The organism is Polyangiaceae bacterium (genome assembly GCA_016715885.1).
Taxonomy (GTDB): Bacteria; Myxococcota_A; Polyangia; order Polyangiales; family Polyangiaceae; genus Polyangium.
The window spans coordinates 101300-113753 of record JADJXL010000015.1; the positions used below are offsets into that span (position 1 = coordinate 101300).

Annotated in this window: 11 protein-coding genes; 3 read left to right on the top strand and 8 right to left on the bottom strand. The window is 60.2% G+C overall.

Annotated elements, in window-relative coordinates:
• Positions 1–45: 45 nt before the first annotated feature.
• Genes pdxA through IPM54_13920 form a run of 4 tightly spaced genes read right to left on the bottom strand, consistent with a single transcriptional unit; the run spans position 46 to position 3569 of the window.
• Entirely contained in the window at positions 46–1089 is a 1044-nt protein-coding gene (gene pdxA, locus IPM54_13905; GenBank protein ID MBK9260898.1) for a 4-hydroxythreonine-4-phosphate dehydrogenase PdxA, read from the bottom strand.
• On the bottom strand, positions 1086–1865 hold the full coding sequence (locus tag IPM54_13910) for a response regulator transcription factor (GenBank protein ID MBK9260899.1): 780 nt from the start codon (positions 1863–1865) through the stop codon (positions 1086–1088). The genes pdxA and IPM54_13910 overlap by 4 nt, the downstream gene beginning before the upstream one ends.
• Positions 1866–1918: 53 nt before the next feature.
• A complete protein-coding gene (gene tldD / locus IPM54_13915) occupies positions 1919–3367 on the bottom strand; it encodes a metalloprotease TldD (protein MBK9260900.1) in 1449 nt (482 codons plus the stop codon).
• A gap of 13 nt (positions 3368–3380) precedes the next feature.
• Positions 3381–3569 carry a hypothetical protein gene (locus IPM54_13920; protein MBK9260901.1) on the bottom strand — a complete coding sequence of 63 codons (189 nt, stop codon included), beginning with the start codon at positions 3567–3569 and terminating at the stop codon, positions 3381–3383.
• On the opposite strand from IPM54_13920, the gene IPM54_13925 reads away from it, so the two are divergent.
• Together IPM54_13925 and IPM54_13930 are read left to right on the top strand one after the other, a co-directional pair.
• Complete coding sequence (locus IPM54_13925) at positions 3568–3993, top strand: CopD family protein (GenBank protein ID MBK9260902.1); 426 nt, start codon at positions 3568–3570, stop codon at positions 3991–3993. The genes IPM54_13920 and IPM54_13925 overlap by 2 nt on opposite strands.
• Positions 3994–4199: 206 nt before the next feature.
• On the top strand, positions 4200–6728 hold the full coding sequence (locus IPM54_13930) for a tetratricopeptide repeat protein (protein MBK9260903.1): 2529 nt from the start codon (positions 4200–4202) through the stop codon (positions 6726–6728).
• Positions 6729–6802: 74 nt separating this feature from the next.
• Here IPM54_13930 and IPM54_13935 read toward each other — a convergent pair whose 3' ends face one another.
• Genes IPM54_13935 through IPM54_13950 form a run of 4 tightly spaced genes read right to left on the bottom strand, consistent with a single transcriptional unit; the run spans position 6803 to position 11353 of the window.
• A complete protein-coding gene (locus IPM54_13935) occupies positions 6803–8188 on the bottom strand; it encodes a hypothetical protein (protein MBK9260904.1) in 1386 nt (461 codons plus the stop codon).
• Between the two features lie 12 nt (positions 8189–8200).
• Positions 8201–8944 (bottom strand): hypothetical protein, encoded by a 744-nt coding sequence (locus IPM54_13940; protein MBK9260905.1) that lies wholly within the window; start codon positions 8942–8944, stop codon positions 8201–8203.
• Between the two features lie 25 nt (positions 8945–8969).
• Positions 8970–10178: a DUF1549 domain-containing protein gene (locus IPM54_13945; protein ID MBK9260906.1), complete on the bottom strand. Its 1209-nt coding sequence runs from the start codon at positions 10176–10178 to the stop codon at positions 8970–8972.
• 23 nt (positions 10179–10201) lie between these two features.
• On the bottom strand, positions 10202–11353 hold the full coding sequence (locus IPM54_13950) for a hypothetical protein (GenBank protein ID MBK9260907.1): 1152 nt from the start codon (positions 11351–11353) through the stop codon (positions 10202–10204).
• Between the two features lie 324 nt (positions 11354–11677).
• Here IPM54_13950 and IPM54_13955 point away from each other — a divergent pair, with 324 nt between their 5' ends.
• Complete coding sequence (locus IPM54_13955; protein MBK9260908.1) at positions 11678–12418, top strand: hypothetical protein; 741 nt, start codon at positions 11678–11680, stop codon at positions 12416–12418.
• Positions 12419–12454: the final 36 nt, after the last annotated feature.

Below are 12454 nucleotides of genomic sequence, written 5' to 3' on the forward strand. Positions count from 1 at the left end.
GCTGCAAACGACGCATTGCAATTTTGCGTCGCGCTCGTGATCCCATTACACGGTTTGCGTGATCGACGCTCGCCCGCTTGCTCGTGAAAGCCGTACGGCGAGCTCCATGGCGTGATGCATGGCTGCAGGATCGGCCAATCCTTTGCCGGCAATGTCGTATCCGGTCCCATGATCGACGCTCGTGCGTATGATGGGCAATCCCAGCGTCACGTTGACGGTTTTTCCAAATCCCACCAATTTGCACGGAATGGTGGCTTGGTCGTGGTACATCGCGACCACGCCGTCGTAATCCCCGGCTGCGTGTTTGCGAAATGCCGTCTCCGCCCCGATGGGGCCATCGAGCAATGCGGCATATCCGTCCGCTTCGAGCCTCGTGCGTGCAATCTCCATCCCCGGTGCAATGCGCGTCGTTTCTTCGTCACCGAGCAGCCCGCCCTCCCCTGCGTGCGGATTGAGCGCCGCAATGCCGACCCGCGGCATCGCAATACCAAGCGCATGCAGTAGGCGCACGATCCAATATGAACTGGTCGCAACGGCGTCTTTCGTGATGGCCTCGGGCACTCGGGCAAGCGGCAAATGCGTCGTCACGAGCGCCGTCGTCATCATGGCCGAACGAAATGCCATGACGACCTCTCGTGCACCCAAAACCTCGGCCAAATATTCAGTATGTCCGGAAAAACCAACCGCGTGCGGCGCATGGCTCGTCGCAATGGCGTGCTTCGATACGGGTCCCGTCACGAGCGCATCCGCGATGCCCATGCGCGTGAGACCAAGCGCCTCGTCGATCCAGGCAAGCTGCGCCGCGCCATCTTCGGCCGTTGGTGCACCAAAGATAGGCAATCGGCCGAGCCGCGTGCTCGAACCCCACACGCCAATCTTGCCCGGTTCGAGCGCCTGCACATCCGCAGACGAGGCGACCATGCAGAGACGATTCGAGTCCACATGTCGAATCGAAGCGGCGCGCCGAAGGACGTCGATGTCCCCAACGAGCACCGAGCGAGCGTCCGAATTGGCGGCCGCAACGACCGCAAGCTCGGGCCCTGTTCCACTGGGACAACCCAGACTCACAGCAACGGTCGATCGCTTCATGCGCTCAAAAATCCAGTCGCTCGTTTTCGCTCCGCCGACAAACCTTGATCATCACCATCTTCGCCCGTGTCTTCTTCCGTCACGCTGCCCGGCGTCTCGAGCTTGTAACCAGCTCCGCGCAACGTGGCGAGCGGCAATGCAGAGCCGAACTTCGTGCGAAGCCTCGTCACGTGAATGTCGACCGTACGCGGTCCGCCTTCGTAACGATTTCCCCATACGCGGCGCAAGAGTTCGTCGCGTGAAACCACCTTGCCTCGCCGCTCGCAAAGGTACGAGAGCAAAGCAAATTCTTTGGCAGTGAGCGATACGGGGCGGCCGTCGATGCACGCTTCGTGCGCAGACCTGTCGATCACGAGCGGGCCGATCTTCACGCGCTCTTCCGTCGCGAATTCGCTCCGCTGCCACTCGGCCTTGCGAATGCGCGCGTAAAGCTCGGCGGGCACGTACGGCACGAGCACGAAGTCGTCGAAACCTCCGGCAGGGTCGAGCCGCGAGACGTGCGGCACCGAAACGGCAGCGATTGCCGGGGTGCCCTGGAGGCGTTGGTCGCGACGAACCGCGCGAAGCAACGCGACGGCGAGGTCGGGGCGCTCGGGCGTCTCGATGAGCACGGCCCGCACGTCGTCGTCGTCGTCGCGCAGAATTCGACTGGGTTCTTCCCACATCTCGAGCGTGCGCACGTTCGCACCGAGGCCCCGAAGCGTCTGCGCGGCGCCTTCGTCGCGTTCGAGCTCGGGGCCGTGCCCGACGATGAGGATGAACGAGCGGCGCGCCATCGGTCGACCTAGTGCGTAATAGGCTGCGCCAGAGACTGGTTCAAGCGGCCCCATCAACCGATTTTCGTACCACCCACGGTGATGCGATCGATTTTGATGGTCGGACATCCGACGCCGACCGGAACGCTCTGACCGTCTTTGCCACAGGTCCAAATTCCGTCGGATGTGGCCAGATCATTGCCGAGCATGGTGACTTGACCGAGCACCGCGGGGCCGTTGCCGATGAGGTTCACACCCTTCAGCGGGCGCGTGATCTTGCCGTCTTCGATGAGATAACTCTCGGTCAACGAGAAGACGAAATCACCGTTCGAGATGTCGACTTGACCGCCGCCGAACTTCTTGGCGAACACGCCGCGTTTGACGCTCGAAACGATTTCCTGCGGATCGTGCGGGCCACCGAGCAAGATGGTGTTGGTCATGCGAGGCAATGGTACGGAACCAAAGCTTTCTCGGCGGCCATTGCCCGTCGAAGTTTGCTTGTAGTGTTTGGCGCTCAGCCGATCGTGCATGTAGCCGACGAGCGTGCCGTTCTCGATGAGCACGCTCTTTTTCGGCTCGTTGCCTTCGTCGTCCACGTTGATGGTTCCACGGGACGAACCCAAGGTCGCATCGTCGACGACGGTGCACAAAGGGCTCGCGACGGGCTGGCCGACTTTGCCGGAGTAGTTCGACGTTCCTTTGCGATTGAAGTCGGCCTCGAGTCCGTGACCGACGGCTTCGTGCAGCAAGATGCCGCTATCGCCAGGCGCGAGCACGACGTTCATTTCGCCCGCAGGAGCCTCTTCGGCGTCGAGCATGACGACGGCTTGTCGTGCAGCTTCGCGCGCGTGCCATTCGGGTGATCGATCCTGGAAGTAATCGGTCATCGTCATGCGACCGCCTCCGCCGCTCGATCCTTCTTGGCGTTTGCCGTTTCGTTCGGCGATGGCGCGCACGCCGAATCGAAAAAGGGGTTGCACGTCGTGCACCATGATCCCGTCGCTCGTTGCGACGAGCACTTCGCGGATCTCTTCGGAAAAACTCGCTTCGGCTTTGACGATGTGCGCGTCGTGCGCGTGGGCCGCGGCGCTGGCGCGTTCGAGCAGAGCGCGTTTGTTTGCACCCGGAACATCGAGCGAAACGAGGGGCACTTCGTAGCGTTGCGGCAGTTCGCGAGGTGCGAGTTTCACGGACGTGGTCGCCGACTTGCCGGTTGCGATTTGCGCCGCTGTTTCTGCGGCGCGTTTCATCGATTCCCAGGTGAGATCCTCGGTGTAGGCATACCCGGTCGCATCGCCTCGCAAAACGCGAACACCAACGCCCATGGAAACGCCACGGGATGCGGCTTTGAGGATGCCTTCGTCGAAGGTAAAACCCCCACCGGCGCGGTATTCGAAGAAGAGGTCGGCGTATTCGCCGCCTTTGGCGAGCGCGACGGCCAAGAGGCGTCCACAGAGGTCGGCGTCGATCGAGCTGTCCCCGCCTGGACCAAACGGGGCGCGATAGGCTGCACTTTGCGTCATCTTCGGTGCAACTTTAGAGCGGCCAGTGCGATCGGTCGAGCCGTCCTCGCTGAAAGTCGTGCTTTTGATCGTGTCCGGCGCGCCTAACAAATGCAGAAAAGTCGACGACGAACGACGAAGCGGGTAACGCATTGCTCACGCCTCGTGCACAGTCTGCCCGAGCGAATCGGCGAAGCTTCGATGCCGTTTCGAGGATGACCATGACGAACCCCTCCCACTTCGCTCTCGTGTGGCTCCACATTGTGGGCAACATCGTTTGGATTGGCTCGATCCTGGCCGTCGCCGCAGCGATCACGGGAAAGAACGGAGAGCCGAAAGTTCGCGGCGAGCTTGGGTTGCGAATCTACCGCCTGCTCTCGGTGCCGTCGTTCGTGCTTTCGTTCATTGCCGGAACGGCTCGGCTTTTCATGGACCCGAAGTACTACTTCGTCGAGCATCACTGGATGCACGGCAAGCTCTTGTTTGCTGTCGCCGTGATCGGCATTCATCACGTCATCGGCGGTCGAGCGAAAAAGCTTGCGCGGGGAACTGTGCAAGACGCGGGACCGACTGCTACGATGGCGATGGTGTTTTTGGTATCGGCCGTCGTTGCGGCGTTTTTCGCGATTTTCCGGGTGCCCAACTGAGTCTGCGTGTGAAAGCAAGTTTTTCGAACCAGGAAAACGACGACACAAGCCGAGCAAGAAAGCCCTTCGTGACGCGCTTGCGACACATAGATTTGGACCGTGCTTGTGCACGGATGTCCATTCCGATAGATCCGGTGGTACCGTGATGTAGGAGCGCTCGCGGGCTTTGCCCCCGTGATTGCTCTTTCGAGGAGAATCCCATCGCCGTGGCGGTCGATCGCGACAAGGTGCTCCGTGCAGCGCAGAAGTTCATAGAAGGCAAGCGCTGGGACAAGGCGATCGCCGAGTTCCAGAGGCTCATCGCCGAAGATCCGAAAGACGTCCGGATTCTGCTCAAAGTCGGCGACTGCCACATGCGGCAAGAGGAGTATGCCGAAGCGATCGAGACGTACGAGGTCGTTGCGCGGATCTACATCGAAGCGACGGATCAGAAGCAGGCCGAGCCGCTGAAGGCGGTCCGCGTTTACAAGCAGATCCTGGACATCATCGACAAACGCGCGCCGAAGCTGATGGAACGCTTCGGTTGGGTGCTGCCCACGCTCGCCGAGCTCTACATGGGGCTTGGTTTGACGAGCGATGCGTCCGCGACGTACGAAGACCTTGCAACGCGGTTGCATAAGGCGGGCAAAGAAAAAGAAGCGACCGAGGCGCTGAAGAAGGTCATCGAGCTCGATCCGAACAATCCCATGCCGCGGCTGCGACTTGCCGAGGCATTCAGTCGGGCGAAAGAGACTTCCGCGGCGATCGAGCAGCTTGGTTCCGCCGCCGAGCTACTCGTGAAGGCGGGGCGTCGAGACGACGCGTTGAAGGTGACCGAGCGGCTTTTGACGATCAAAGCCGACAGCAGATACGCGCGTGCAGCGGCCAAGATGTACCTCGAACGCGGCCAGGCGAACGACGCCATGACCGCCCTGGCCAAACTGCAAATCGCGTTCAAGGAAAATCCCAAAGACCTCGATACGCTGAGTTTGCTCGCAAAAGCTTTCGACAAACTCGGTCAAGGCGCGAAGGCAATCGAAGTCCTGAAGGAAGCGACGCGTATCGCCAAAGAAGCGAAGAACTTGGAGAAGTTCGACGAGCTTCTGCAATCGCTCGTCGCGCGAGCACCTGACGATGATGTCGTTCGACAACTCGTGGCGAGCCGGCCGCGGGTGCAGCCCATCGTCGAGGAAGAATCGGTCATTGTCGTCGAGGAAATGACCGAGGAGGATTTGCCGCCCGAGTCGGAGCCGGTCGAAGCGCCTCCATCCGTTCGGCTCGAACCGCCCCAGCCCGACGACGATGCCCTACGTGCAAGGCAGATCCTGCAGCAGGCGGACGCTTATTACGCGGTGCGAGATTATGCTTCGGCGATCACGATATTGCGTGACGGCGTGGCGATGGTGCCGCCGTCGCGCGAGCTTCGCGCGAAGCTGTGCGACGTCCTCGTCGAAGCGGGTGATCACGAAGGTGGCATTCGTCAGATGCTCATTTTCGCGCAGCGGTTGAGCATCGAGGGCGACGTGCCTGCAGCCGCGAAGCTGCTCGACGAAGTGTTGCTCATCGATCCTGCGCAAGCGGACGCGATTCAAATGCTCCGCGCGCTGGGCTACGACGTCGCTGTGCCGCAAGCAGCGGTCGCTTATCAGCAGCCGGCATACGCACATCAGGGGTACGATCCGAATGCGTACGACCCGAACGCGTACGACGCTGCGGCATCCGGGGCATATCAGCAATATCCGCAAGAGGCCCATCAAGGCTTGGATTTCAGCGATTCGTACGCTGGCGGAGCATACGCGCAGCAATATCCGGGGTACCCGGCGCAAGGTCAGGTCGCGGTGCATTATGCGGATGCGGGGCATTACCCGAACGTTCCGCAACCGTCACCGTCGCAATACGGCGGCACGCTCGACGAAGACGTTCTCGAGCAAATCGACTTCTTTGCCAATCAGGGGCTGCTCGAAGACGCGCGCCAGCTCTTGGACGATCAATTGCTACGTCTGCCGAATCATCCGATGCTGCTCTACAAGCGCAGTGAAATCGAGCAGATGGGGCGACCGTCGTACGTCCCGCAAGTTCCCGCGGAAGGTTTTGCTCACAAGCGGAGCGAATATCCGCCGGACGAAAATGCGGAAGACATCGCCCGAATGATCGAGCAAATCGGCGATTTCGCGGTGGAGCAGCCCGCTGCCGCGGCGCAAGCAGAATACCCGCAATGGAATGTCGATACGGTATTCCAGCAATTCAAGGCGGGCGTGACGGCTCAGATTTCGGAATCGGATGCGGCGACGCATTACGACCTGGGCGTCGCCTACCGCGAAATGGGTATGTATGCCGATGCCATCAACGAATTCGAGGTGGCGGCACGTGATCCGAGCCGAGAGTGCGTTTGTCGTTCCGTGATCGGTATGATTCACTTGCAGTTCGGCAACGTGGACGCAGCCATTGCGGCTTTCTTGCGGGGCCTCGAAGCACCGCAAAAGACGCGCGAGCAGGAACTGGCGCTCGCTTACGAGACGGCGGACGCCTACGAAGCTCGGAAAAACCCCGAGCAAGCGCTTCATTATTTCAAACACGTCGCGCAGCTCGATCCGAATTACCGCGATCCCCGCGGTGGGGTGCAGGACCGCATTCGTCGGCTCGAACCTTCACCCGCTCACCCCGCCACGGCCAGAACGCCGCGCCAGGACCTCTTGAGCAGCGACGATTTCGACGCAGCGTTCGACGATTTGTTCAGCAGCGGCAAACTGCCGTGAGTTGCTATCGCTGAAATGGCGGATTCCACCCCCTCTCCCTTTAGGGAGAGGGGGCAGGGGGTGATGGTCTCGCGTCAGACCGCGTTCATGTTGACGATGCCCGCAATGCTCGGACCGCTGTAGAAGTCCTGCACGCGACGCATGTCACCCTTGGCCACTGCAAAGGCCACAGCGGCGCCGGCCGGGGCGCTCGTTGCATTGCTTTGCTGACCAGGCACGGTGTCGCCCGTGGCCGGATCGAAGCCGTCGGTGGTACCGTCTGCGCGTACCCCGCCAAACCAGCCGGTCTTCAGATGGCCATTGCCCATCACGTAGAGCCAGTTGGAATTGTTGGGCGTTCCATCCGGCCAACCACCGCGATCGCGGGGGTTTTTCGGAGTGTCACCGTGTACGGTCATGACGATGCTGTCGGCAAGCGAGCGAGCCGAGCAGACGGGATCGGGAATGGCGATGAGGTCGTTCATGAACTCGTCGAACATTTTCCCGAGCTGAGCGACGGTGTTGCGCAGGTTGTTCATGTCGTTGAACGCTCCGTGCGGATCGTCGCGCATGGCCGGCATCATGACGCTTTGCGTGAGACCGAGCTTGAATGCTTTCGCCGTCGTAATGAAGGCGCGACCAATTTGGCCAAGCCTGTTCGGCGTTCCTTGACCAAGGTTGTACCGGGCCAGGTCGTCCGCTGTTGGAGCAAGCTGCGCGGCGAGGTTTTTCCCGAGGAAGTTGGCGCTGGTTTTTCCCGTGCGGAGGGGGCGAGCCCACGTGGGTCGTCCTGCGGCCGCATTGAGGCCCACGAAAGCCTTGTAATACGCCTCGAAAAGCGACGCATCACCGGCCACCGTCAGCGTTTCTTTCGACGCGGCGCTGTCGAAGAGCTGCACCATGCCTTCGGCATTGTTGACCGTTGCGATTTGCGGAGCGCCCGGGGCGGCACCGAAATTGAGCGGCGTGATGGCAATGACGGGCAAGAGCGACGGGGTTTGTCGCTGAATGGCCGCAGCCGCCGCCAGCATGCTGACACCATTGCCGAGCGTCGCGGCCGAACCAGGTGTCGGCGTGTGCGTTTGGTTCGTCCCGGCCATGAACGCCGTGATGCGGCGGCGTTTGTCGAGCTTTTGCCAGGGCGATTCCGGCGCATAGACGAACGGTTTGTCCGTATCCGTCGCATCCATGATGTTCCCATTGGAGTGGAATGCGAAGCCGTCGTTGCCCGCTTTGGCAATTGCAATGTGCGGCCAAAGGAGCTGGAACCACGCAAAACCACCATCACCCGCTACGAGGTGCACGGAGCGGTTTGTCGCGGCACATGATGCGTCATCGGCCATGGCGCTTCCGGCCGAATCATTGATGACGTTGAGCACCTTGGCCCGATCGAGCGCGAGCACGGCGCCCATTGCAGTCGTCCAGCGCAAAAACTTGCGCCTAGCGTGACCTTGGAGGTTTTTGAGGTTGTCGTCGACCATGGTTTTCCTCCGTTACTCGCACGAAAAGGCCCCCGCCATGATCGTGGCGACGGCAATCCTCTTACCCTTGTCTACGCTGCTCGCTTTCGTCACGACCGTATTGCAGATCGCGACGTGGCCATCCGTTGCCGGACGTCCCGTAATGCATGTGATGGCGTCCGCATTGCATTGGTTTTGCGCGTCGAACATTTCGACGCCCACGCCATCGACTTTGCATTGATCGACGTTCGGCAGGTTGGCGATGATTTCCGGCGCCGCCTGTACGAAAATGTCGAAGAGTTTGGCAGCTCCAGCGGCGCTCCACACGATGGATTCGCCCACGCGTGCATCGTAGCTGGCTGCACCGAGCGCTCCGCCACCGGCCGATATCAATTGGCCGGCCGTCGGCGGATTGCCCGTAGCGTCCAAATTCACGCCCAGAGAGCTGAGCACGTTGCGCAAGGCCGCAATTTGAACCTTTTGACACGAATGCAAGCGCGTACGAATTTCGAGCGGTCCTTCTTCTTGGCGCTGGGCCAGGATTTCAAAAGGATCCTTCGAACCGAAGTCGCCCAAATCACCCATGTGGCTGTGCGTATTGTCTTCATCGCCCGCGAATACGCCTGGCTGATTTTCGAATTCCGTCGTCGGGTCGTCGATCGGAATCGGCGCCGGGGTCAAATTGCCCGTAGGTTGCTCCACGCAAGCCATGAGGGCCAAACCTGCTCCGAGGGCGATCAAAGCGCCGCGGAAATACATCGAGAAAGTGCGGTTCATCGTATTCTCCTTTCTTCCGCAGCGTCTAGAACTTGACGAAGTCGTCGCTGAGCAAAATGGCGCGCAGCGTCTGTTTGAGGTTCATGCCGTTCGCGCCGAATTCGTCGAGGTACGGCTGAATGACCTCGAGCGGCACCGTGGCCAGATCGCTCACGATGTCTTCTTTGGACATCGCAAAGTTGTACATGCGCGCCACGGCGCATTCCGCAATATCCGGATCGGCAGCCATGGCCTTGCCGAGCTCCGGCAAATCGGCGACCGCTACGCCCTTGCGCCAGGCCGTGGTTTCTCCGGGATTGAGCCAATGGCTCAGTTCGGTCGTGAGCGGATTGGGCACCGTCGGCGTCTCGACCTGGGACGAATTCATCCATTGGCCATTCGCGTCGAAATTCGCGAAGAGCGGTGCGATGCGATTGATCGTCACGTGGCAATTCGCGCAAACGACGGACGACGTGTCCTGGAAGTTGATCGGCGTCGTCGCGATCGAGTCGAACGCCCAAGGACCGGTATAATCGGCGCCATTGACCTGCGTGGGCGCAGCCGCGTATTCCGCAGGGAATTTCGTGCAAGCAAAAATCTCTTGCACCCAGCGCACGCGACGGAACGCCATGTTGCCATAGAATTGCATCATGACGCCGGGGTTCGTGAGCACGCCGGCGTGCGTCGGAACGTTGTTGTTGCAATCGCCGTCGTTGAATGTGTTCGTCGCGGCGTCGTACGTGGGGCACGTATTCGTCGTAGCCGTGAAAAGATCGGTGTACGGACGCCCGTCGACCATGACGCGCGTTGCAAATACCGGCGCCGTATTGCGGCTCGGCTTGTTGTCGACGGCTCCACCCCCTTGGCGCATCGTATCTTGCCACCATTTGATCATGCGCGCGGTAAAACGCGGATCGGCGAGCAACTCATCAATTTGCTGCTCGTACGTCGCTCGCTGATCGACCGCACCCGAGAGCGTCTTGATTTGCTGCAAGGTGGGCAGATTTCGCACGAGCTTGAGCGATGCGGTGCGCAGCGCATCCGGATAACTCACGACGCGATCGTCGAGCACTGTTTTGGGCACCGGCGGGGGATCGTTGAAATCTCCGGTCGTCGTGCCCCCACCACCCGTATCGCCACCACTCGTGCTCGCGTTGTTATTGTTCGATCCAGGATCCAGGGTCGTGGGCCCCTGGCTCGAACATGCGCTTGCCCCGAGTGTGGCTAGCAAGCCGAGTAACCAAGTTTTTTTCATCCGCCGCCTGCCTTTCCTCGTTCTCATTGCTCCGCAGCGATCCAAATGGAGACAGCGCTGCGGAAGTTATTGAACGTGTCGCCGTTGCCGCCGAATTTGTATGGATGTGCTGCATTCCCATTTGGGTTTGTCGTGATGAAAATCTGACTTTGCGGCGGATCACCCGGATTCACCCGGTTTTTGATCTGCGCGCAAGCATTTGCAGCGTTGCTCGCGAGCTCGGACATGTCGAGCGCCGCGGTTGCTTGACCATTGCCACCCCCGTGACAACTCAAACAACGCTGCTGAAAATTGACCTTTGCATTTGCATCGAACGCCGCAAGGTCCTTGCAGCCGTCCGGATCCATTCCACCATCACCCGCATCCGGATCGGGCGGAACGACCAATTCAATCTTTTCGAATGCCAGACTCAGCCGCGCGTCTTTTTGCCAATTCACGAGCACCAGCGTCCCGGGCCCGAGCGTCCCGGATTGGCCTCTCTCGAATGTCTGGTCCACATTCGAAAAGCTATCGACCGGATCCGGAACCGGGTCCGTGCCAACCGGATACATGACGAAGAGCGGATGCACGACGTGCAACCCCGCCTTCGACGTGGGATGCAATTGTATGTTGCTCAATTCGAGCGTCGTTTCGGAAAGTAATTCCGCGCTGAACGTGACCGCCATGCCGATGAATTCTTTTCCGAGCGGCTCGAGGTACACTGCATTGAATCCAATGATCGGCGCAAACGGCTCGATGTAAGGTCCCTCTTCCACCGGCGGTGCAATGAACGACTTCGCCTCCTCCGCAAGCCACGCCTGCACCTGCGGCAAAAGCGTGTCCTTGAGCGCCGGGGAATCCAAATTCGTCCCGACGTGACCTTTGCCCGTCATGGCATGCGTTAACAAAATGCTCTGCGCAGGCGTCGATGCGACGATCCCCGGCCAACTGACAAACGATTGATAACGATCCGGCCCGGCCAAAAATGGCGTGTCCGCAAGCCCCGCAATGTCGTGACACGTGCCGCAGGCTTGCATCAATTCGCCCTGCATCGCCGCGAACAAGTCTCGCCCCGGTGCGCCCGGCCCAGCATCCTCCGGTCCCCCACTGCTCGTTCCACTCGTCGAGCCCGGTAATGGCTGCAGACCCGTCGGCTGCTGCACACAACCACCCGCAGCAGCCAACGCGCCAAGCACACAGACGCCAAGACCGATAATAAGCGCTCGGAAAACTCGCGGTTTTACTAAATTTTTTCCTGTCGTGCCCATACACTCCATAATGGACCTTCGGCGAAGAAATGAAAAGGCCTTAGGGCTCCTTGCACGCCGCACGCCATCCACTTTCATTGCCTTTTTATACTGATGCGGTAGCGCCATGCGATTACGCGCTCGAGCCAGTGCATCCAGGGTGGGGCGTCAATGCACCAGATGGATCACGCATGCACCAGGCTGGGCGACCACCGAGCCTTCGCTTTTGCATAAAATTGGTCCCATCGCGCCGAGTCCATGTACGCGGATCGCATGACTCGGTTCCTCCTCCCTCTGGCCTCGATCGTTGCTCTCGGCTGCACAGAAACAGCCATCCAGCAGAGCCCCGCCGTGCCCCAAGCTCCAACCGTCGTCATGGTCGTCGATGGACAAGGCGACCAGTCCAGAGCGAACGGCAGCTACTCGCCCAGCGCGAGACGCGACTATCGGCAGCGCGACGTCGGTGACTTCATCGTGTATCGCTTCACGGGCAGCATTCAAAAACCGCCCGCAACGCTCACGAAACGCATCATCAGACGCAGCGGCGACGTCATCGAAGTCGACTACATCCTCGAACAGGGCCGCAAGAAGCACGCATATCGCGTGCGCCAAAGCGACGCGCCGGAAAACCGCGACGAGATCCTGTCAGCCTCACGAATCGACCGCGACAAACTCGTGCTCATCTCGGTCGAGAAGTTCAAAACGCTCATGAGCAAAACGTTCATCGTGGCCGACGAAAACGAACAGCTCGTCCGATCCGAACGAGTCACCGCGACGATCGGCCACGAACCGATGCCCGCAAACCGCAATACGTATCGCGTGCGCTTGGGCAAAAAACGCGTGCTTTTGCGGTCCACGTCGAGCCCCGAGTTCTGCTGGGGTGACATCGAAGGCGAAATCTTGACGGCCAAAGGTGACGTGCTCTATCGCGCCGAAATCATCCATATCGGCCATCGAAACATCATCGAACGAACGCCACAGGTTGCCCAGTCGAGCTACGACGCGTTCGAGTGATCGCCCTCGTGTCGCCGAAGCAAACCGTTACGTGCT

Coding starts and splice junctions, on each gene's coding strand:
- pdxA (MBK9260898.1), bottom strand. CDS start 1,089: ATGAAGCGATCGACCGTTGCTGTGAGTCTGGGTTGTCCCAGTGGAACA.
- IPM54_13935 (MBK9260904.1), bottom strand. CDS start 8,188: ATGGTCGACGACAACCTCAAAAACCTCCAAGGTCACGCTAGGCGCAAG.
- IPM54_13945 (MBK9260906.1), bottom strand. CDS start 10,178: ATGAAAAAAACTTGGTTACTCGGCTTGCTAGCCACACTCGGGGCAAGC.
- IPM54_13910 (MBK9260899.1), bottom strand. CDS start 1,865: ATGGCGCGCCGCTCGTTCATCCTCATCGTCGGGCACGGCCCCGAGCTC.
- tldD (MBK9260900.1), bottom strand. CDS start 3,367: ATGACGCAAAGTGCAGCCTATCGCGCCCCGTTTGGTCCAGGCGGGGAC.
- IPM54_13940 (MBK9260905.1), bottom strand. CDS start 8,944: ATGAACCGCACTTTCTCGATGTATTTCCGCGGCGCTTTGATCGCCCTC.
- IPM54_13955 (MBK9260908.1), top strand. CDS start 11,678: ATGACTCGGTTCCTCCTCCCTCTGGCCTCGATCGTTGCTCTCGGCTGC.
- IPM54_13925 (MBK9260902.1), top strand. CDS start 3,568: ATGACGAACCCCTCCCACTTCGCTCTCGTGTGGCTCCACATTGTGGGC.
- IPM54_13920 (MBK9260901.1), bottom strand. CDS start 3,569: ATGGTCATCCTCGAAACGGCATCGAAGCTTCGCCGATTCGCTCGGGCA.